At 55.8% G+C, this 20635-nt stretch carries 19 protein-coding genes, 2 pseudogenes and 1 riboswitch; of the genes and pseudogenes, 15 read left to right on the forward strand and 6 right to left on the reverse strand.

Annotated features, from left to right (window positions below):
• Window positions 1-12: 12 nt before the first annotated feature.
• Window positions 13-258: pseudogene (locus tag M493_RS07170) on the forward strand (hypothetical protein); the annotation flags it as partial.
• 271 nt (window positions 259-529) lie between these two features.
• Here the strand turns inward: M493_RS07170 and M493_RS07175 are convergent.
• Genes M493_RS07175 through M493_RS07185 form a run of 3 tightly spaced genes read right to left on the reverse strand, consistent with a single transcriptional unit; the run spans window position 530 to window position 3082 of the window.
• On the reverse strand, window positions 530-1372 hold the full coding sequence (locus tag M493_RS07175) for a MetQ/NlpA family ABC transporter substrate-binding protein (RefSeq protein ID WP_020959636.1): 843 nt from the start codon (window positions 1370-1372) through the stop codon (window positions 530-532).
• A gap of 41 nt (window positions 1373-1413) precedes the next feature.
• Entirely contained in the window at window positions 1414-2079 is a 666-nt protein-coding gene (locus M493_RS07180) for a methionine ABC transporter permease (RefSeq protein WP_020959637.1), read from the reverse strand.
• Window positions 2069-3082, reverse strand: coding sequence for a methionine ABC transporter ATP-binding protein (locus M493_RS07185; protein WP_020959638.1), 1014 nt, complete (start codon window positions 3080-3082; stop codon window positions 2069-2071). The genes M493_RS07180 and M493_RS07185 overlap by 11 nt, the downstream gene beginning before the upstream one ends.
• A gap of 92 nt (window positions 3083-3174) precedes the next feature.
• Window positions 3175-3282, reverse strand: a riboswitch (SAM riboswitch).
• A gap of 192 nt (window positions 3283-3474) precedes the next feature.
• Here M493_RS07185 and M493_RS07190 point away from each other — a divergent pair.
• Complete coding sequence (locus M493_RS07190; RefSeq protein WP_020959639.1) at window positions 3475-5007, forward strand: bifunctional ADP-dependent NAD(P)H-hydrate dehydratase/NAD(P)H-hydrate epimerase; 1533 nt, start codon at window positions 3475-3477, stop codon at window positions 5005-5007.
• A 168-nt stretch (window positions 5008-5175) separates the two neighbouring features.
• On the opposite strand, the gene M493_RS07195 is transcribed toward M493_RS07190, so the two are convergent.
• Window positions 5176-5427 (reverse strand): hypothetical protein, encoded by a 252-nt coding sequence (locus tag M493_RS07195; RefSeq protein WP_020959640.1) that lies wholly within the window; start codon window positions 5425-5427, stop codon window positions 5176-5178.
• Window positions 5428-5812: 385 nt separating this feature from the next.
• Entirely contained in the window at window positions 5813-7249 is a 1437-nt protein-coding gene (locus tag M493_RS07200; RefSeq protein WP_020959641.1) for a DDE-type integrase/transposase/recombinase, read from the reverse strand.
• 171 nt (window positions 7250-7420) lie between these two features.
• On the opposite strand from M493_RS07200, the gene M493_RS07205 reads away from it, so the two are divergent.
• On the forward strand, window positions 7421-8047 hold the full coding sequence (locus tag M493_RS07205) for a LysE family translocator (protein ID WP_020959642.1): 627 nt from the start codon (window positions 7421-7423) through the stop codon (window positions 8045-8047).
• A 43-nt stretch (window positions 8048-8090) separates the two neighbouring features.
• On the opposite strand, the gene M493_RS07210 is transcribed toward M493_RS07205, so the two are convergent.
• Complete coding sequence (locus M493_RS07210) at window positions 8091-9416, reverse strand: amino acid permease (protein WP_020959643.1); 1326 nt, start codon at window positions 9414-9416, stop codon at window positions 8091-8093.
• Window positions 9417-9574: 158 nt separating this feature from the next.
• Between M493_RS07210 and M493_RS07215 the strand changes: the two genes are divergently transcribed.
• The 12 genes and pseudogenes from M493_RS07215 to M493_RS07265 all read left to right on the forward strand — a co-directional run bounded on the left by M493_RS07215 (window position 9575) and on the right by M493_RS07265 (window position 20579).
• A complete protein-coding gene (locus tag M493_RS07215) occupies window positions 9575-10003 on the forward strand; it encodes a GNAT family N-acetyltransferase (RefSeq protein ID WP_020959644.1) in 429 nt (142 codons plus the stop codon).
• Window positions 10004-10135: 132 nt separating this feature from the next.
• Entirely contained in the window at window positions 10136-10891 is a 756-nt protein-coding gene (locus M493_RS07220) for an IclR family transcriptional regulator (protein ID WP_020959645.1), read from the forward strand.
• Complete coding sequence (gene pxpB / locus M493_RS07225; protein WP_200865276.1) at window positions 10882-11574, forward strand: 5-oxoprolinase subunit PxpB; 693 nt, start codon at window positions 10882-10884, stop codon at window positions 11572-11574. Before M493_RS07220 ends, pxpB begins: the two co-directional genes overlap by 10 nt.
• A complete protein-coding gene (locus M493_RS07230) occupies window positions 11567-12538 on the forward strand; it encodes a biotin-dependent carboxyltransferase family protein (protein ID WP_020959647.1) in 972 nt (323 codons plus the stop codon). The genes pxpB and M493_RS07230 overlap by 8 nt, the downstream gene beginning before the upstream one ends.
• Window positions 12535-13290 (forward strand): 5-oxoprolinase subunit PxpA, encoded by a 756-nt coding sequence (locus M493_RS07235; RefSeq protein ID WP_020959648.1) that lies wholly within the window; start codon window positions 12535-12537, stop codon window positions 13288-13290. The genes M493_RS07230 and M493_RS07235 overlap by 4 nt, the downstream gene beginning before the upstream one ends.
• Window positions 13291-13352: 62 nt before the next feature.
• Window positions 13353-13544, forward strand: a pseudogene (locus tag M493_RS19090) (hypothetical protein); the annotation flags it as partial.
• A complete protein-coding gene (locus tag M493_RS19095) occupies window positions 13522-13752 on the forward strand; it encodes a hypothetical protein (protein ID WP_020959649.1) in 231 nt (76 codons plus the stop codon). The pseudogene M493_RS19090 and the gene M493_RS19095, both read left to right, overlap by 23 nt.
• Before the next feature lie 260 nt (window positions 13753-14012).
• Window positions 14013-14849 carry an HAD family hydrolase gene (locus M493_RS07245; protein WP_020959650.1) on the forward strand — a complete coding sequence of 279 codons (837 nt, stop codon included), beginning with the start codon at window positions 14013-14015 and terminating at the stop codon, window positions 14847-14849.
• A 202-nt stretch (window positions 14850-15051) separates the two neighbouring features.
• Entirely contained in the window at window positions 15052-16734 is a 1683-nt protein-coding gene (locus M493_RS07250) for a long-chain fatty acid--CoA ligase (protein ID WP_020959651.1), read from the forward strand.
• A complete protein-coding gene (locus M493_RS07255; protein WP_020959652.1) occupies window positions 16734-17714 on the forward strand; it encodes a phosphotriesterase family protein in 981 nt (326 codons plus the stop codon). The genes M493_RS07250 and M493_RS07255 overlap by 1 nt, the downstream gene beginning before the upstream one ends.
• Before the next feature lie 167 nt (window positions 17715-17881).
• On the forward strand, window positions 17882-19555 hold the full coding sequence (locus M493_RS07260) for a DUF6044 family protein (RefSeq protein ID WP_020959653.1): 1674 nt from the start codon (window positions 17882-17884) through the stop codon (window positions 19553-19555).
• 1 nt (window position 19556) lies between these two features.
• A complete protein-coding gene (locus M493_RS07265) occupies window positions 19557-20579 on the forward strand; it encodes a glycosyltransferase family 2 protein (protein WP_020959654.1) in 1023 nt (340 codons plus the stop codon).
• Window positions 20580-20635: the final 56 nt, after the last annotated feature.

Here is a 20635-nt window from a genome sequence, read left to right on the forward strand (position 1 = left end):
GAGGGAGGGGAAATGGGGAGGGCAAACGGAACAACACGGTGGCTTGATGATTGCACACCTCGGGCGCTTGAGCATTTTGCCGATGAATTGATGGCTATGGCTGAGCAAAGTGCGGATGAGACTCGGTGCCGATTTTACGAAGGGATGGGGGTGGCGGCGAAACTCATCGCGCTCCGGTGGGAAGGAAAATGAGCCTATATTGATGATCAGCTGCTTGATAATGTATACGAGGCGTTGACTGTCCTTACAAACGATAAACAAAAAGCCGAGCACGGACTGGCGGAATGAATACGGCGGCTCGCTCAGCAAAAAGCCGATGTAATTGTACAGCATCACAAACCCGCCGAAAAAGAGCGATATGCTTGCTTTCAGATATATGCTGCTTCCTTTTTCGATGTATGTCAAGGTCGGTCGCCTCTTTTTTTCGAATGAACGGGGACTGAACATTTCTGCTTTCTACTATACTGCTTTTTCCGATTGATCGTCTACAAAAAGAAACATCCGCCGCCCGCAAGGCGGCAGATGTTGGTTAGTTTTGTCGTTCGAGCATCCATTTTGGCTTGCCGAAGCCTTGAAACTCTTTGTCGATAACGGCCTCAAATTCTTTTGATTCGACCGCTTCTTTAATGTCTTTAACGAACGGTTCGTTCAAATCTTTTGTGTTGACAACAATGCGATTCCGGTAGTCATCCGGCATGTTTTCCAACGCTAAGGCACTAGTTAAATCCATTTTCGCCGCTAAGGCGAAGTTGCCAGGGACGGCGGCCAAATCCACGCCTTCGACTGTGCGCGGCAGCTGGCCGGCTTCAATTGGCTTGAATTGGAGATGTTTCACATTTTCCTTGACATCTTTTTCTGACACAGTGAGCGGGTTTGCTGACGGATCAAGCTGAATTAAGCCATGGTCTTGCAAAATTAGCAACGCCCGCGCCAAGTTGGTCGGGTCGTTCGGGATGGCGATTTCGCTCCCGTCCGCCACGTCATCAAGCGATTTGAATTTGTTCGAGTAAATGCCCATCGGGGCGGTCGGCACAACGATGACCTCTGAAAGATCTAAGTTGTGTTCTTTTGCGAAGTTTTCCATATAAATTTTATGTTGGAATAAATTCGCATCCAAATCGCCGTTGGCTAAAGCCAAGTTCGGTTGAATGTAATCGCTGAACTCAACGACTTTGACTTTGTATCCTTTTTTCTCCAAAAGCGGTTTGATGGCTTTGTTGACCATGTCGCTGTACGGACCGGACGTCGCCCCGATCGTCAATTCTTTTTTCTCTTTCGAGTCGGCGCCGCTTGAGGTGGAGTTGCTGTTGCCGCAGGCGGCAAGAGCGCCGAATACAAGAAGCAATGCGAGTACTGTCAACCATTTTTTCATTATGAAGCCCCCTTATGCGAGTGAGTTTTATGGCAAGCGGCCTATCGCTTGTCAACAAGACGGGCGATGCGGTCGCCGGCAAACTGAATGATTTGAACAAGACAGATTAAAATGACAATGGTGGTGATCATGACGGTATTGTCATAGCGGTAGTAGCCAAAGCGAATGGCTAAATCACCGACGCCACCGCCGCCGACGATCCCGGCCATCGCCGAATAGCCGACCAAACTGATCGTTGTAATCGTAATTCCTTGCACAATGCCCGGCCGGGCTTCAGGGAGCAGCACATCTTTAATGATCATCCACGGTGTGGCGCCAACCGCCACCGCTGCCTCAATGACTCCTTTTTCAATTTCGCGCAGCGAAGTTTCCACGATCCGGGCAAAAAACGGAATGGCGGCTACTGACAACGACACGGAGGCGGCTGTCGGCCCGATCGTTGTTCCGGTGATCAGCTTTGTGAGCGGCAAGAGGCCGACAAGCAAAATGATAAATGGAATCGACCGAACCATGTTGACGAGAAAGCCGAGAACGGATTTCAAAACGGCATGTTCCAAAAATAAGCCGCGGTCGGTGACAAAGAGCAAAACGCCGAGCGGCAGCCCGACAATGATCGCGACGAACAAGGAAATGGCGACCATATAAATGGTTTCAAAAAACGCCTTATTCAGCTCCGGAAGCAAGCCTGCCAATGTATCAAGCAGCATAAGCAATCACCTCCAATCCGTTCGTCCGTTTGGCGATATAATCCATCGCCCGTTTGATTTCGTCCGCTTCCCCGATCAGTTCCATCACAAAAATGCCAAGCGGTTTGTCTTGAATGTACTCAATTTTGGCATGCAAAATATTTCCTTTTACTTTACACTGTTGCAACATATCGGAAACGATCGTTTCCGTTGCGCTCTCCCCTTGAAACTGGATTTTCACAATCGTTCCCGTATGCTTTTTCCATAAATGCTCAGGCAAGTCAACATGCAAGACGCTATGGATAAACGATTTTGTCAATTCCTCTTTCGGATTGGTAAACAGGTCGTAAACGGTACCGAGTTCAATTACGTTGCCGTTTTGCATGACGGCAACGCGGTCGCATATATGTTTGACCACTTCCATTTCGTGGGTGATCAAGACGATCGTAATGCCGAGCTCGCGGTTAATTTTTTTCAACAGTTCCAAGATGGACTTCGTGGTGCTCGGATCAAGTGCTGATGTCGCCTCATCGCACAAGAGGACGGTCGGATTGTTGGCAAGCGCCCGGGCGATGCCGACGCGCTGTTTTTGCCCGCCGCTCAGCTGTGCCGGGTAAGCGTCCCGCTTATCCGCCAGACCGACCATATCGAGCAATTCATTCACCCGCTTTTCAATTTCTGCCTTCGGTTTTTTTGCCGCCTTTAAGGCAAAAGCGACGTTTTCAAACACTGTTTTCGAGCTGACTAATGAAAAGTGTTGGAAAATCATGCCGATTTTCTGGCGCGCCTGCCGCAATTCCCGACTGTCGAGCGCCGTGATATCGGTGCCGTCGATGAGAACCCGTCCGGATGTCGGCCGTTCCAACGCATTTAGGCAGCGCAACAGCGTGCTTTTTCCGGCGCCGCTGTAGCCGATAATGCCAAAAATTTCGCCATCGCGAATCGTAAGCGACACGTTATCGACTGCGACAACTTGTTTTCTTTTCATCGAGTAAATTTTCGTCACGTTTTTGATCTCGATCATGTTTGTTCTTCCCCCCCGCCTGCCGGTTGCGGCTTTTTGACAAACAAAAATGCCCCTTTCATTCAGAAAGAGGCATCGGTATGTAAACTGCCGACTTATCTTTCAGAATGAAAGCCATTCTGCAGGAATTGGCACCGTTCCCTCAAGGGGAGGTTGCCGGACGTCATCGGGCCTGTTCCCTCGGTCACTCTCGATAAGCGGTTTGCTGTATGCAATTTTTACAAGATTCATCATAATGCGGCGGCCGTTTGTTGTCAACATATATTTTTTGGAGCAATGTTTGAGGAAGCGTTTCCACTGTTGTGTTTCTAGAGAAATCGTTTTGCTCGTCTTTCGTTTGGAAAAATTGTACAATGCCTGTAGGAAGAAACAATAGGAAAGGGGCAACGCATATGATTCCGATCGTAACGGCCGAGGAAATGTACGCCATTGACCGGGAAGTGGAGGAACGGATCGGCATTAGCGCCGACTCGCTGATGGAAAACGCCGGGCAGGCGCTGTTTCGGGTGCTGAAGGAGCGGATTCCGCGCGCCGCCAAGGTGGCGGTGCTCGCCGGCACGGGCAACAACGGCGGGGATGGGATTGTCATCGCCCGCATGTTGAAAAGTTACGGTTATGAAGCAGATTTATGGCTCGTTCCGCCAATGGAAAAGGTGAAAGGGGCGGCGCGCACGGCACTTCAGGTGTACGAGCGATCCGGTTATTCGTGGGTCGCCTACGAAGGAAAAGAGCGGGAGTTGGCGGCGCTTTTGCCGCATTATGATGTCATCATCGACGCCCTGCTTGGCATTGGCGTCAAGGGGGACGTGCGTCCGCCATATAAAGAAATCATCGAGCAAGTGAACCGTTCGTCGGCGGTTGTCTATGCGATCGACGTGCCGAGTGGGGTGCCGGCAGACGGAGGGGAAGCCGGCACGGCGGTCCGCGCCGATGTGACGCTGACGGTGCACTGTCCGAAGCTCGGGGCGTACACGTTCCCGGCGGCCGATTATTACGGAGAGCTCACCGTCGTGGAGATCGGCATTCCGCCGGCGGCGGTGCAGGCGAAGGCGGCCGCCCGGTTTGTATGGGAAATGCGCGATGTCATAGGGACGATGCCGAAGCGCCAGCGGGCGTCGCATAAAGGAACGTACGGCAAGCTGCTTGTCGTCGGCGGATCCAAGGCGATGACCGGCGCGGTGACGCTCGCTGCGAAGGCAGCGCTTCGCAGCGGGGCGGGGCTGGTGACGATGGCTGTTCCGGAAACGGTGTATGAGGCGGTCGCCAACCGCGTGCCGGAAGCGATGTGTAGGCCATGGCCGGCCGAGGGCGGCGCGTTTGCCGGCGCGGCCGATTGGGACGGCCTTGAGATCGATGCGATCGCTGTCGGCCCAGGGATGGGCCGGACGGAAGGGGTTCGCCGCTTGGTCAATGAGCTTGTGCGCCAGCCGGTGCCGCTTGTCATCGACGCCGATGCCTTGTTTTTCTGGGGCGATTATGCCGAGTTCGTGCGCGGGCGGAGCGCGCCGACTGTGATCACACCGCATCCGGGGGAAATGGCGCGCCTCCTTCGCCGCCCGGTCAGCGAGGTGGAACGCGACCGGTTTGGCGTGTCGAAGCGGTTGGCGATGGAATACGGCGTATATGTCGTCTTGAAAGGGCCGTACACGATCGTGACGGCGCCGGACGGGGCGCAATATGTGAACGCGACCGGCAATCCGGCCTTGGCGAAAGGCGGGAGCGGCGACGTGTTGTCCGGCATGATTGCGGCATTTTTGCTGCAGCATGAAGCGGTGCAGCCGGCGGTGAGCAACGCTGTGTTCGTCCACGGCCAGGCGGCCGATTGGCTCGTGCAAAACGGCCATTCGGTGTGGGACGTCCTCGCTTCTGATGTCATTGATGCGTTGCCGGCGGTGTTGGCCGGCTTTAACGCCGTTGGGGCATAATGGAGCGGGGAAGTTAGGTGTACGAACCGTTGGCTGGAGAACCGATCGAAAAGGAAGCGCGAGAGGAGGCGCTTCCTTTTTGCATCATAGGCAAAAGCGAACAGCTTCGTTGCCTCGGGGATGCTGCATTGTTTTCGGTCGGTTCGCGCAACAGCAAAAGTCATGGCGCTACAAGCGAAGCGACTGCTCCGTTTCATACAGGCGGCGGAGCATCGCTTCGGCCCGCTCGAGTTCGGACGGCATCGCCCGGCCCGTTTGTTCCGCTTGTTGGCGGGCGGCGGAGAGCCGCTGGCTCGCCAGCTGCAGCCGCTGGTTCGCCCGCTGCAAATCCGGTGCGCCATTGCCGGCCTGCGCTTCTTCGACGGCGATGCGTGCTTCTTCGACCGCACGTATGGCGTCGTGGATGAAATCGGGTTTCACCTTTGTCCCCCTTTCCACCGTTGTGTATGTATAACGTGTGTGTTCGAAAGGCCGGATATTCTCGTTGCCGCGGAAAACGAGTTGTATGGTCCTAAACCGGCGAATACAATGTAGTGGACAAGGTAGCGTCAAAAGTTCTATGAAAACTCCACACAGGCCATCCCATGGAGCATCGTGAGGCATCCTGGGAGCCGGATTCGCCCTTGACCAACACCCGCCAAAGGTGCGGAAGAGTCGTCAAGGGCGACGGGGACAAAAAAGAGGGCATAGGAAAGCCGCCCTTGCCATGACCGAATTTTACCTTTGGCGGTGTTCGGTTGGTCAAGGGTTCGCTTCGCCGAATCCGGCAGGAGTTCTGTTCAACGGGCTCCGGAGGACAAAAAAGTCAGGCCGCCTCTTGTTGGAGGAAATCTTGAGCCATGGCGATCAGCTTCGTCCACCGGGCTGGCATATGGGGCAGATCGGCGAGCTTCGGGATGACGACGGGAACCCGGCCTTCGAGCGCGCCATGCGGGCGCAGGAAGTTGAAATACGCCACAAACAGCGTGACAAAGGAGACCGAGCCTTCTTCCGCACCGAACCCATGAGTCGGCCGATAGTTGCCTTTAAACGTCCGGTTGAATCGCTCGATGATTTGTTTGAGCGGACGGAACTCCTCGGACACCGGATCCTCATTGGTCAGCCCGATTACCTGGCGGATGTCAAACGAAATCCCGTGCTGGGCAAAGAAGTGCTGCGCCAGCAGGTAAATGGGATTGCCGTCGACGACGAACGACAAGTCGTCCGGGATGGACGGCAGTTTTCGCAGGACGTCATCACAGGCCTTGATGGCCGAGAGCGTGTCCCGGTTGGGCGAGACGCGATACGACAGCACGATCTTTTTGACGGCGTCAAACATAAAGAACAGGTAATGCCAGCGCCCTTTGACGCGAATATACGTCTCGTCCCCACAAAACGAGCCGGACAGCTCGTACGGGAACCGGTCGACAAAGGGCTTGATCCAAAGCGCGACGCTATTGGCGTAGTTGAGCACTGTCTGATGGGAGATCGACACGCCATGCACATCCTTCATGATTCCGGCTGTCTGTCTGGAGGACATCCCATAGTTCACGTAGTACGTCAACACGAGCCCCAACACGTGCGACGACGCAGCCAGCCGGGACAAATCGACTTTCGGCTTGACGGGCGATGATGGAGCCACCGGGAGAAAGTCAAACAAGAACTCTCGAAACAAATACCGCACCTTGAAGGCTTGAGGATCCTGTTGAAACTGTTGGCGCTCCTTCTTCGTCATCCGGCGAAGGTTGGCCTGGTAAAACGGGCAGTCGTTGTTCTTGCACTTGTAGATGTTGTATTCTTTGCGTTCCTTGATTTTCTCCAGCGTCTTTTTGCCGTGCGGGCAACGAAAGACCGCCTGCTTGGTGAACCGATTTTGGTGGTTGAACCGGCACTGGCACACTTTGCATTGGTATTGCCCGTTCCCGCCATTGTTGGCGTACAGATAGGATGATGGCGCTTGGCAGCGAGGGCAGGTCAAGGAATCCGGAACACGGTGTTTCGCCTTCGTCCGGCGCTGAATGGGCCGCAAAGGACGGCCGTGCTGCGCCTCGTAGTCCGCCAACAGCTTCCGGTAGTCAAGGGTTTCCGGTACATCGATGATCGGAAGGTCATCGACCTGGAGTTTCCGATAGGGTTTTTGGACGGGTTCGTCCAAGTCATCAAGATTCAAGGATTTTCCCACGATCACACCCATCAAATACACAATGATTTGATATTGGGTCTTGATTATTTCGAGCAAATAGGCTAATAATTGAGGTAACAAGCTTGTCACTCCTTCTTTGTTTTGGCTGTTGAGTGTGTGGTTACCTCAATGATGGCCCAAAACAATGGGGGTGGCAAGCTTTTTTTCTTCCGACCGTTGAAACTCAAGGGAAAACCGTGAGTGTGGAGGATAAACTTTTGACAATACCGTGGACAACAAAGGAGGGGGAAAATGGAAACGATCATCCGCGATCTTTTATTAGGGTTATCGCTTGCCGCGCCGATCGGCCCGGTCAATGCCGCGCAGCTTGACCGCGGCATGCGCGGCGGATTTGTCCCGGCGTGGCTGTTCGGCCTCGGCGCGGTGACGGCCGACCTCGTCTACATTGCGCTTGTCTATTTCGGCGTCAGTGACTGGGTGGAGCAGCAGATCGTGCAAACGTTTCTTTGGATGTTCGGCGCCTTTGTCCTTCTTTATACCGGCGCGGAAAGCGTGTGGAATGCCCGGGCGGTCACCGTCCGCCAAGGGCGGAAAGCGGAGTCGGCGCTTCAGTCATGGTTGGCCGGCTTTTTCCTTTCCTTGCTCAACCCGCTTTCGATTTTGTTTTGGCTTGGCGTATACGGCTCGGTGCTGGCCCAGATGGCTGCCGGCGGCAGTGAAGGGCGTGTGTTATGGCGCACGGCGGCGATTTTGGCCGGCGTTTTGTTGTGGGATGCGGCGCTGGCCGCGGCTGCCGGCAGCTTCCGCCGGTACGTCACCGCCAACATCTTGGCTGCAGTATCGCGATTGTCCGGCATGGCGTTGATCGGGTTTGGCTGCTATTTTGGCTGGCAAGGGCTGCGCACGTTTTGGATGTAAGAGACCGCCGCCGGTCGTCAGCGCCTGGGCGGCTTGCCGCTTTCTACGTCTGCGGCCGGATGCGCGGATTTTGCACCGTTTTTCGGGTGCGGATGAACGCGGCGAAAGCGATGGCGGCGACCAGCGCGAGGCTGATGAAAAAGCCGGGCCGGATGCTGCGGTCCACGACGGTTCCGCCCACCGCAAGCACGATGAACAAAAACGCTGCCCAACGTTTCCAGCGCGCGAGGCGGCCAAGCGGCAATAGGCGCGGAGCGAACGATAAAATAAACAGCCAGTTGTACAGCAGCAACAGCCCGGCGGCGGTCGTGATGTACTCATACAGGCGCGCCGGCACGAGAAGCGCCAGGATGACAGACAAAAAAAGCCCGGCGGCGGTCAGGAGAAACGTCGGCGAGGAAAGGCCGCGCCGATCGTTGGCAACAAACCGTCTCGGGGCGTCGCCGTCTTTGGCGAGCACCGTCACCATCGTCATCACAGCAAACAGCGAAGCGGCCATCGTGGAAAATCCCGCGATCATGAATACAGCGTTAAACAAATGCGGGAATACGGGCAATCCGTGCCAATGGACGGCGGTGACAAACGGGCTTTCTTTGCTGCTGAAGGCGGCGTGCGGCACGATCGCCATCGCCAAGCCAAGGGCGGATACATACAAAACTGCCAGCACCGCGAGCATCGTTTTTCCGGCTTTCGGCGCGTCACCCGGGTCGCGAAGGCGCACCGCCATAAGCGCGAGCACTTCAAGGCCGCCGAATGCGTAAAACGCGTACACAAGCGCGCTCCAAAAGCCGCCGATCCCGTTCGGGAGCCATTCCCGAGCCCGATTCGGGAACGGGACGTCGCCGTTTCCGGCCCACCCGGCGGCGATCGCCGCAGCGAGCGCGATAAAGCCGGCAATCGCCATAAGTTTCACCGCGCCAAGCACATGCTCGAGCCGGCTGAGCAGGGCGGTGCCAAGAAGCAAGACCATCAGACTGAGGACAGCATAGCCGGCCGCAAACAACGAAAGCGGCACATTTGGAAACCAAAAACGGGAAAAAATGGAGAGCGCCATCAGCTGGCTGCCCATAATAAGCAGCTCGGAGCACCAATACGCCCAGCCGCTGCTAAAGCCGGCCCACGGGCCGTATGCTTTTTTCGCGTACGACCGGAACGATCCGGCTTCCGGGTCGGCGGCGGTCATGCCGGCGAGAAGTTCAAAAACGATATAGGCGCTGGCCGCCGCGATGAGAAAGGCGGCGGCGACGGCCGGACCGCCCCGCTCAATGGCAAGCCCGGAGCCGAGAAAAAACCCCGTTCCGACCGTACAGCCGGCGCCAAACAGCGCCAGCTTCCGCCATGTCACCATCCCTTGTTCGCGTGGCCCCATTTGTGCTCCCCCCTTTCGTTTCCCACTTATTTTCGAAAAACGAAGCGTCGTTTATGCGGGCGGGCGATATGGCGGCAACGCACGGAAAGGCGGGAGTTCCATTTTTGGACAACCATGGATATAATGGGTGTATCAATCAAAGAAGGGGGATGGAGGCCATGCCGTCATTCGTTTGGCTCGAAACGGAGGAAGAAGTGAGAAGCGCCTTTCTGATTATGCGCGAGCTGCGCACCCACTTGGATGAGGAAACATACGTGGCGCTTGTGCGGGAAGCGCAAGAAAAAGAAGGGTATAAGCTCGCGGCGCTTTACGAAGGGGACAAAATGGTTGCTGCTGTCGGATTTATGCCGATGATCACGCTCTATAACGGCCGTTTTATTTGGGTTTGCGATTTGGTCACGACATCAGCCGAACGTTCGAAAGGATATGGAAACATGTTGCTGTCGCATGTGCATGATTGGGCGAAAGAGCACGGCTATGGGATTGTCTCGCTGTCATCCGGCCTGCAGCGGATTGACGCCCATCGATTCTATGAGAAAAAAATGGAGTATGAAAAAGTGAGTTATGTGTTTTTGAAACGGCTATAAGATCCGCTAAGAAACGTCCGCGATGCGGGCGCTTTTGATTTAGGGTAGAAAATCATTCGATTTTTCTGTATAATACAAATATAGTTCATATATTGAAATGATTATTCCGATATTCGGAACAGAGGAGCGACGATGAACAAAACGGTGTTAAAAACAAAAGAGCTGCTTGATTTGTTTCTCGACTGCGAGCGGTTGACGCTGCCGGAGATGGTCGAGCGGCTTCGGATGCCGAAAACATCGGTATACCGGATGGCGCAGTCGCTTGTCGCGCTTGGCTTTTTGCAAAAGCGAGGCGATCACTATGAACTCGGTTTGGCATTGTTGACGTTTGGGTCGCTCGTTGCCGAGCGGCTCGATATTCGCCGGGTGGCGCTGCCGGTGATGGAGCGGCTGAAAGAAGCGACGAACGAAGCGGTGAATCTCGTCATCCGTGACGGTGATGAGGCGCTCTATATTGAAAAAGTCGAGACGTCCGAGCCGGTGCGCGTCTATACGAAAGTCGGACGGCGCGCGCCGCTGTACGCCGGCGCGTGCCCACGCGCTTTGCTGGCCTTTATGGACGAAAAAGAGCAAGCTCGCTATTTGGAACGGGCAAAACTTGTCAAAATCGCCAAAAATACAGTAACGGACAAGCAGGCGTTGCGTCGGCAGTTGGAAGAAGACCGGGAACGGGGCTATACAGTCAGCTATTCCGAGTTGGAAAACTATTCAGCGGCTGTGGCCGTGCCGATTTTGAACCATGAAGGCGCGGCCGTAGCCGGGCTGAGCGTCGCCGGTCCGGAACAGCGCTTTTTGCCGGATGATGTGGCGCGCATCGTGCCGTTGCTTCGGCAGGCGGCGATGGAGATTTCACGTGAACTTGGCTTTCAAGGAAAGGGATGGAAATGAACTATACGCTGTTTCCGTTATGCGAATATGCGGTGACCGTCCGGTTTGCCGACTATATCGATGAAACCGTGAATGATATCGTTCATGAGACAGCGGTTCGCCTAAAGGGAGAACGAAAAGAAGGGGTCAACGAAATTGTGCCGGCGTTTTCGTCGCTTACCGCTTATTACGATCCGCTCGTAGTCGGCTATGCGGACGTATGCCGATGGCTGCGCGAAAAGGTCGAGTCGCCCGGACAGACGGATCGCCCTTTGGCGCGAACGGTTGTCATTCCTGTCTGCTATGGCGGCGAATTTGGGCCGGACTTGCCAGAGGTCGCCCGCTTTCGCGGGATATCGGAAGATGAGGTGGTCAAGCTTCATTCGGCCGGCCGCTACCGCGTCTATATGATCGGGTTTTCGCCCGGGTTTGCGTATTTGGGGGGCTTGCCGCCGCGTTTGGCCACACCGAGGCGGGCGGTGCCGCGGACAGCAGTGCCAGCCGGTTCGGTCGGCATTGCCGGCGGGCAGACGGGCGTCTATCCGCTGGCGACGCCGGGCGGCTGGCAGCTGATCGGCCGGACGCCGCTCCGCGTATTTGACCCGCACCGGAAGGAGCCAAGCTTGCTTTCCGCCGGTGACATTGTTGAGTTTCGGCCGATTGGCGCCGATGAATTTGCACGTTGGAGAGATGAACATGATTGAAGTCATGGAGGGCGGATTTTTTACGACCGTTCAAGATAGCGGACGTTTCGGCTACCGGCATGCCGGGGTGCCGGTGGGCGGGGCGATGGACGCGTCGGCGTACCGCCTCGCCAATGCGCTTGTCGGCAACTGCGGCGATGAGGCGGTGCTCGAGGCGACGATGGCCGGGCCGACGATTCGGTTTCACGCCGAAACGGTGATCGCCATATGCGGCGGTGAGTTCTCATGCGCGCTGAACGGGCAGCCGTTGGCGCTTTGGAAGCCGGCGGCCGTCAAGCCGGGTGATGTATTGGAAATCGGGGCATGCCGGGCGGGATGGAGAGCGTATATGGCCGTAGCAGGCGGCATTGATGTTCCGCCTGTGATGGGCAGCCGTTCGACGTACGTCCCGGCGCAGCTTGGCGGTGTATCGGGCCGTCCGCTGCGGCGTGGGGATGTGCTGAAAATCGGGGCAAGCAACCTCGTTTCCCCTTCAAGGCCGCTTCATTGGGGGCTCTCCCGGTTGGCCAGCCGGTATATCGGCGGAAAAACGAAAACGGTGCGCGCTGTCCCCGGTCCGGAATATGACGAGTTTACGCCGGCAAGTCGCCGCGAGTTTTTCGCCGCCCGTTATGAGGTGACGCCCCAATCCGATCGGATCGGCTGCCGGCTGGCGGGCCCGGCGCTAGTCCGCGCCCGCGAGAAGGAGATGGTGTCGGATACCGTCGTCTTCGGCACCGTGCAAGTGCCATCATCCGGCCAACCGATCGTGTTGATGGCCGACAGCCAGACGACGGGCGGCTACCCGCGCATCGCCCAAGTGGCGGCGGTCGATTTGCCTTTGTTGGCGCAGGCGCGTCCCGGTGACCATATCGAGTTTCAACCGATCGCGCCTGAGGAAGCGGCGCGGCTTTATATCGAACAACAGCGGCGGCTGGATCGGTGGGTTGCCGCCATTCGCCGCCAATGGGGGGAAGAATCATGACGGTCATTGATCTCAATTGCGATTTTGGCGAAAGTTTTGGTGTATACGAGCTTGGGCAGAAAGAAATATTGTCATACGTTACGTCTGTTAACATCGCCTGCGGGTTTCACGCCGGTGATCCGCTCGTCATGCGGCGGACGGTGCAGCTCGCCATCCGGCATGGCGTTGCCATCGGCGCCCATCCGGGTTTTCCTGACCTGCTCGGGTTTGGGCGGCGGGCGATGGCGGTTTCGCCCGAAGAAGTGTATGCGTACGTTGTTTACCAAATCGGCGCGCTTGCAGCCTTTGTCAAGGCGGAAGGCGGGACGATGACCCATGTGAAGCCGCACGGCGCCTTGTACAATATGGCGGCGAAAGACGCGGCGCTGGCCGAGGCGATTGCCAAAGCGGTGCGCGATGTTGACCCGTCGCTTGTATTGTATGGTTTGTCGGGGAGCGAGCTCATCCGCGCGGGCCGCGCTTATGGCTTGCGAACTGCGAGTGAAGTGTTCGCCGACCGGACGTACCAGGCGGATGGTTCGCTCACTCCAAGAAGCGATGCGCGTGCCATCATCGCGGATGAAAACGAGGCGGTCCGCCAAGTGCTCCGCATGGTTGACGAGCAGCGTGTCCGCTCTGTGCAAGGGACGGACGTGGCGATTGAGGCCGACACCGTCTGCCTGCATGGCGACAACGAGCACGCGGTCCGGTTTGCCAAACGGCTGTATGAAGCATTGCAACAAGAAGGCATCACCATTCAGGCGCTGCGGTAGGAGGAGAGATCATGCACAAGAACGAAAGCTGATTAAGCGTGTTGATCGGGGCCGTCTTTTTGATGGCAACATCGGCCATCGGCCCCGGATTTTTGACGCAGACGACGGTGTTTACGGCCCAACTGGCGGCGAGCTTCGGGTTCGTTATTTTGCTTTCCATTTTGCTCGACATCGGCGCTCAGGCGAACATTTGGCGCATTATTGCGGTGTCCGAGCGGAGGGCGCAAGACATTGCCAACGCGCGGCCGCCCGGTGAAGACGTTGATTGTAGCCGGGACGCTCAATGGCCTTGTGCTGCCGCTGTCGCTCGGCGTCATGCTTGTTGCTGCTTACAGGCGGGACATTGTCGGCGACTATCGCCATCCGCTTTGGCTCACCATATTTGGCGCTCTTGTCGTCGTCTTAATGGCGTATATGGGCGTGTATACCGCCATGCAGCAGCTTCCGCAACTGTTCCGCTGACATAAAGCGCCCTAAGCAGCAAAAGCGGTTTAGGGCGCTGTTTTCATTTGAGGCGGTTTGCTGCGTTTCCCGCCACAGTGGACAGCCATTTTCCAAGCGAGCGAACCATCCCCGGCGCTTGCACTCTGAAGCCATTGGGGCGGTTTCCATCATTTGCATTTTTCTCGCCTCGTTTTGTAAGATAAAGAAGGCATAAAACAGGGCGCCGGGCGGTGTGATGTCCGCGCCGACGCGGTGATGGGCAGGAAAGGAGAGCGAACATGAACGGAGCAGACATCAAAGCGATCGTCTTTGATTTAGACGGAACGTTATACGAGGAAACGGGGCATTTTGATTATTACGCCGAGCAGGTGGCCAAACGGCTTAATGAAGCAGACCGGCTGCGATTTTGGGACGATTACCGGGCGGTGCTCGCCGGGCGCCATCCGCTTCGCATCGGCAGCGTGTACGATACAAAGGAAGACTTGATTTTACAGCTTGAAGAAGGAGATGTTCGCGAGGCGCGCCGCTGGAGCGGCGAACCGGTGGCCGCAGCTGATATCGAAAGGATCTATCCGGGGCCGGTGGCGATCGATTTGGATCGCTTTTTCAGCATCGGCGACCTTTGGTGGGTGCCGAGCTCGGTCGGCCGCCATTATGGATTGACGAATGAGGATACATATGCCGCTTTTTTGGAAACGAGAGAGTGGATGATGGGACCAGAGTTTGAGATGCATGGCGCGCCAAGGTTGGCAGAGACGTTGGCAAAGCTCCGCGAAACAACGGCGCTCGTGCTGATGACAAACAGCCCAGAGCCGGACAGCGAAGCGATTTTGCGGAAACTAGGGCTGGACGATTTGTTCCACCATAAAATTTTCCAAGCAGCCAAGCCGATCAAAACGGCTGCCCATTTGGAAGCGATCCGTACCCGTTTTGGCGTCGATTACGGGCAAATGCTTTGCGTCGGCGATAATGTCGGCAATGACATCGCGCCGGCGCGCCAGCTCGGCTGCCGGACGATGTTGATCGATGCATATGGGTTGGCAAAGACAGGAGAGGCCGATGTCATCGTCGCATCGACATCGGCATGTGTGCCGGTGCTGCGCCGCCTGCTGTAGGCGGCGTATACGTTTATTTGTCTACACTCTTCTGAATATTGTTGATCTTATCTCAAGAAGTATGTACAATAAAGGTAGTGATTTGCGTACTAACCGGTTAGTAAGGAGCATGAATTGAAAGGTTTGGGCATACCGATGAATTGGAACCGCTTTCTTTTGGGAGGCTGTCGATTTGCAAAGCAGACAAAAAGAGGGGGATTGGATGAATAAACGACATTATCCGTACTGGCCAAAGCGGCTCTCGAAAACGCTCGCCGTGCCGGAGACGACGCTCGTCGATCATTTGGAAACGACGGCGAGGCGTTATCCGAATAAAACGGCTGTTTATTATTACGGGGCGTCTTATTCATACAAGCAGCTGCTTGATGAAGTGAACGCGCTCGCCGGCTGTCTCCAGCGAAAGCTGTCCGTCCAACCGGGCGACCGCGTGTTGTTGTACATGCAAAACTCTCCGCAGTTCATCATCTCCTACTATGCCATTTTGCGCGCCGAAGCCATCGTCGTGCCGATCAACCCGATGAACACCTCAGATGAGCTTTCTTTTTATGTGAACGATTGCGAGACGAAAGTCGGCCTCGTTGGCCAAGAGCTGTTGGATAAAGTCGTTCCGCTTCTCGGCCGGACCACGCTTAAACATCTCATCGTCGCCGCGTATTCCGATTATGTATCTGACGATTCTCCGGTGCCGCTGCCGGCTGAAGTGGCGGCGCCGCGGCGGACAGTGGGGGGCGAACGCCTTCTTCTATGGGTGGATTGCCTCGCTGCCGGTCTGGCGCCGCTTCCGTACAACGGCCATGTTGATGACATCGCCGTCTTGCCGTATACATCGGGAACGACCGGAGTGCCAAAAGGATGCATCCATCCGCATCGGACGGTCAATGCGAACATTGTCGGCGCTTATTATTGGGGCAACGTAACAAGCGATTCGGTCGCCTTGGCGACATTGCCGTTTTTTCATGTCACTGGGATGGTGCACAGCATGCACACCCCCATCTTCGCCGGTTCAGCGATCGTGCTGATGACGCGCTGGGACCGCGATGCGGCGGCCCGGCTTGTCGAGCGGTACCGTTGCACCCATTGGGTGAACATCAGCACAATGCTGATCGACTTTTTGGCCAACCCGGCGCTCGGTCGATACGATATTTCGTCGCTTGCGAGCATTTCCGGCGGCGGGGCGGCGCTGCCGGAGGCGGTCGGGGAAAAATTGTTCCAGCTCACCGGCGTCCGCTACTTTGAAGGCTACGGGTTGTCCGAGACGATTTCGCAAACGCACTTCAACCCGCCGGACCGGCCGAAGCTGCAATGCCTTGGCGTGCCGGCCTTTGACGTCGACGCCCGCATCATCGACCCGGCGACTGGACGGGAGCTTGGCGTCGGCGAAGTCGGGGAAATCGTCGTTCATGGCCCGCAAGTGTTCCGCGGCTACTACCGGCGCGAGAAAGAAACGGAAGGAGCGTTCATCGAGCTCGATGGCAAGCGGTTTTTCCGCACCGGCGACATCGGGCGGATGGATGAGGAAGGCTACTTTTTCATTGTCGACCGCGTCAAACGGATGATCAACGCTTCCGGCTATAAAGTGTGGCCGACTGAAGTCGAGTCGCTTCTTTACAAACATCCGGCCGTCAAGCAGGCGTGCGTCGTCGGCGTGCCGGATCCGCGCCGCGGCGAAACGGTGAAAGCGTTTATCGTTCTTCATGACGAGTATGTCGGGGGCGTGACAGAAGAAGAAATCATTGAATGGTCGAAGACGCAAATGGCGGCGTACAAATATCCGCGCCTCGTTGAATTCCGTTCGTCGCTGCCGATGACGTCAAGCGGCAAGCTGCTTTGGCGGAAATTGCAGGAAGAGGAATATGAAAAAGCGGGGAAAGGGGCGAACGCCTGATGACGAAAACAGTCGAAACGGTTTTAGGCCCGGTGCCGGTGGAACAACTTGGCAAAACGCTCATCCACGAACATTTCATCTTCGGCTACCCGGGATTTCAAGGCGATGTGACGCATGGCCCGTTTCGTGAAGACGCGGCGCTTCGCGTTGCCGTGGAGGCGGCGGAAAAGATGAAGCGGCATGGCGTTCAAACGGTCGTCGATCCGACGCCGAACGACTGCGGGCGCAATCCGGCGTTTTTGCGGCGCGTTGCCGAAGAAACGGGGCTGAACATCATTTGTGCGACCGGCTATTATTATGAAGGGGAAGGAGCGCCGCCGTACTTCAAATTCCGCCAGCTGCTCGGGACGGCGGAAGACGATATTTACGACATGTTTATGACCGAGCTGACGGAAGGCATTGCCGATACCGGAATCAAAGCCGGCGTCATCAAGCTCGCCTCAAGCAAAGGCCGCATCACCGAGTACGAGAAGCTGTTTTTCCGCGCCGCCGCCCGTGCGCAAAAAGAGACGGGCGCGGTCATCATCACCCATACGCAGGAAGGGACGATGGGGCCGGAACAAGCCGCCTATTTGCTTGAGCACGGCGCCGACCCGGACAAAATCGTCATCGGCCATATGTGCGGCAACACCGACCCGGACTACCACCGCCGGACGCTCGAGTACGGTGTTTATATCGCCTTTGACCGCTTCGGCATTCAAGGGATGGTCGGCGCTCCAACGGATGAGGAACGGATTCGCACGCTTCTTGCCCTGCTTCGCGACGGATACGCAGACCGGATTATGCTTTCGCATGATACGGTCAACCTTTGGCTCGGCCGCCCGTTTGAACTGCCCGAGCCGTTTGCCGAAATGATGAAAAATTGGCATGTTGAGCATTTGTTTGCCAATGTGATTCCGGCGCTGAGAAATGAAGGGATCGGCGACGAGGTGTTTGCGCAGCTGTTTGTGCGCAATCCAGCCGCCTTATTTTCCGCCTGACAGGGCCGTGAAACGCCGAATTCAAAACCGCTGCCAGCCGGCTTTGCCCGGCCGACAGCGGTTTTTCGTTTGCCGTCCGTTTTTTGCCATCATCATGAATAATTTTCCTCACTTGTTGAACAATAAGGAAAGACATCAGCCGGGCGAAAGGAGGGAGAGAGGCGCTGGTGACAGAAAAACGACTCCTGTTCTTCTCGCTGCTGGCCATCGCCTTATATGTGTCGCCGTACTTTGTGCTCGGTGAAGATGCACATATGCGCGTCCATGACAATTTGGATTCCAACATTGCCTGGTATAAAGTGCTCACCCGAAGCGGCGAACTGTTTGGACCGGTTGACGGCATCATCCCGCAAATCATCAACGGGCTGCCGCGCAACGCGTTCGGCACGGAGTTCAGCGGCATCGTCTGGCTTCACGCCTTGTTTCCATCCATTTACGCCTACGGGCTCAGCCAGGCCATCACCCGCGTGTTCGCGTTTGTCGGCATGTATCTTCTGTTGAAAAAGCATGTACTGCCGGACGGACGCTGGCTATGGATCCGCATCGGCGCTTCTTTAACGTTCGCGCTGACGCCGTTTTGGCCGTCGGGGATGTTGAGCACGCTTGGCATGCCGCTTGCGCTTTGGGCGTTTTTAAACATCCGCAACGGCGAGCGCTCGTGGGTGAATTGGGCGGTGTTGACGCTCTTGCCGCTTTACTCAAGTTTTGTGCTTGGCTTTTTCTTTTTCCTGAGCGCGCTTGGGATTTGGTGGCTGGTCGATGTCATCCGCGGCAAAGGCTGGAATTGGCGGTTTTTCGCTGCCATCGCCTATATGACGGTGCTCTATTTGGCGGTCGATTACCGGCTTGTCCATTCGTTGTTGTTTTCCGATGAGCCGACAAGCCGCGATGAATATTTCCATGCCCGTCTGCCGCTTTGGCGGGTGATCCGTCTGACGTTCAAAAACTATGTGCTCGGCCATACTCATGTGATGACGGTGCATGGGCTCGTCATTTTGCCGGTGACGCTCATCGCCTTGTACTTCGTATGGAAGCGGAAGCGCTGGCGGCAGGAAACGCCGTTTCTTGTGCTGCATGTGCTGAACTTTGCCTTATCAACTTGGTATGCGTTTTGGTTTTACAAAGGATGGCTGCCGCTCACTGAACGGTTTGATTTGCTCGATAAGTTCAATTTTGCCCGCTATCATTTTTTGCGGCCGATGGTTATTTACGTTTTGTTTGCGATGGCGCTGAAAATTGTTTGGCAAGAAGGACGATGGTGGCGGGCGGTCGGCGCGGCGGCGATCGCATTGCAGCTGTTGGTGCTTGTTTCTTACAATGAAGAAATTGTCTACCGAAACAAACCGTCGTTCCGCGAGTTTTACGCTGAGAAGCAATTTGCCGCCATCCGTGAATATATCGGACGCCCTGTGCATACATACCGTGTCGCCAGCATCGGCATCCACCCGGCCATTGCCCAGTACAACGGTTTTTACACACTTGATACGTACAACAATTTCTATCCGCTTGAATACAAACACCGGTTTCGCCGCATCATCGCCAAGGAGCTGGAAAAAAACAAAAAGCTGCGTGAGTATTTTGATGAATGGGGCGGGCGCTGCTATTTGTTTGTCGATGAGCTTGGCAAGCGTTATATGTTTAAGAAAACATCGAAACGGACGATCCGCCATCTTGAATTGAATACAAAAGCATTTTACGACATGGGCGGCCGCTATATTTTCTCGGCGTTGCCGATTGAAAACGCGGCAGAAAATGCCCTTCGCCTTGAACGGGTGTTCCGCTCCGATGAATCGGCATGGACAATTTATTTGTACAAAGTGGTGTGGGAAGGAGGACAATGATATGTCTGAGCCGGTATTGGCCATTGTCGTGCCGTGCTACAATGAGGAGGAAGTGTTGCCTGAGACAATCGGCCGTTTGCGGGCGTTGCGCGAAGAACTGGTCAAAGAGCGGCTTATTTCACCAAAAAGCGCGCTCCTATTTGTCGATGACGGCAGCCGCGATCATACGTGGAAACTCATTTACAAAGCGAGTTTGCGCCATCCGGAAGTGAAAGGGTTGAAACTGGCGCGCAACGCCGGACATCAAAACGCGTTGTTGGCCGGTCTGTTTACGGCGAAAGCCCATGCCGACTGCTTGATTTCGATTGATGCCGATTTGCAAGATGATTTATCGGCCATTCGCGAATTTGTGAAAAAGTTTCGCGAAGGGTATGACATCGTTTACGGCGTGCGCCGGCGGCGCGACACGGACACATGGTTTAAACGGCATACGGCCCAAGGATTTTACCGGTTAATGAAGGTGTTTGGCGTTGATCTCGTATACAACCATGCCGACTACCGTCTGATGAGCCGGCGCGCGGTCGAGACGCTTGAGCAGTTTGGGGAAGTAAATTTGTTTTTGCGCGGCATTGTTCCGCTCCTTGGCTTTCGCTCGACGGCTGTCTATTATGACCGGAAAGAGCGGTTGGCTGGAAAGACGAAATATCCGCTAAAAAAAATGATTGCTTTTGCGCTTGACGGGGTCACATCGTTTAGCGTCACCCCGATTCGCTTTATTTCGTTCATCGGCTTTCTCTCATTTGTCGTCAGTCTCATTTTTGGCGCTTATTTTCTCTTTTTAAAGTGGGCCGGGCACACTGAGACGGGATGGACGTCGCTCATTACCTCGATTTGGCTGCTGGGGGGCTTGCAACTCATCGCCCTTGGGCTGATCGGGGAGTATGTTGGGAAAATTTACAAAGAAACAAAGCGGCGGCCGCGTTATATCGTTGATTTGGATTTATGGAACTGGCCGCTGCCGCAGCGGCTGTCGCCATCAGCTTCATCCGAGGAGGCGGAGGCGGTGGAGCCGATGCGGCCATAGGAAACAAGCCGGCGTGCATGGGCGCGCCGCTTTTCTTTGTCTTGCAATTGAAAAAA

This window comes from Geobacillus genomosp. 3, from assembly GCF_000445995.2.
GTDB lineage: Bacteria > Bacillota > Bacilli > Bacillales > Anoxybacillaceae > Geobacillus.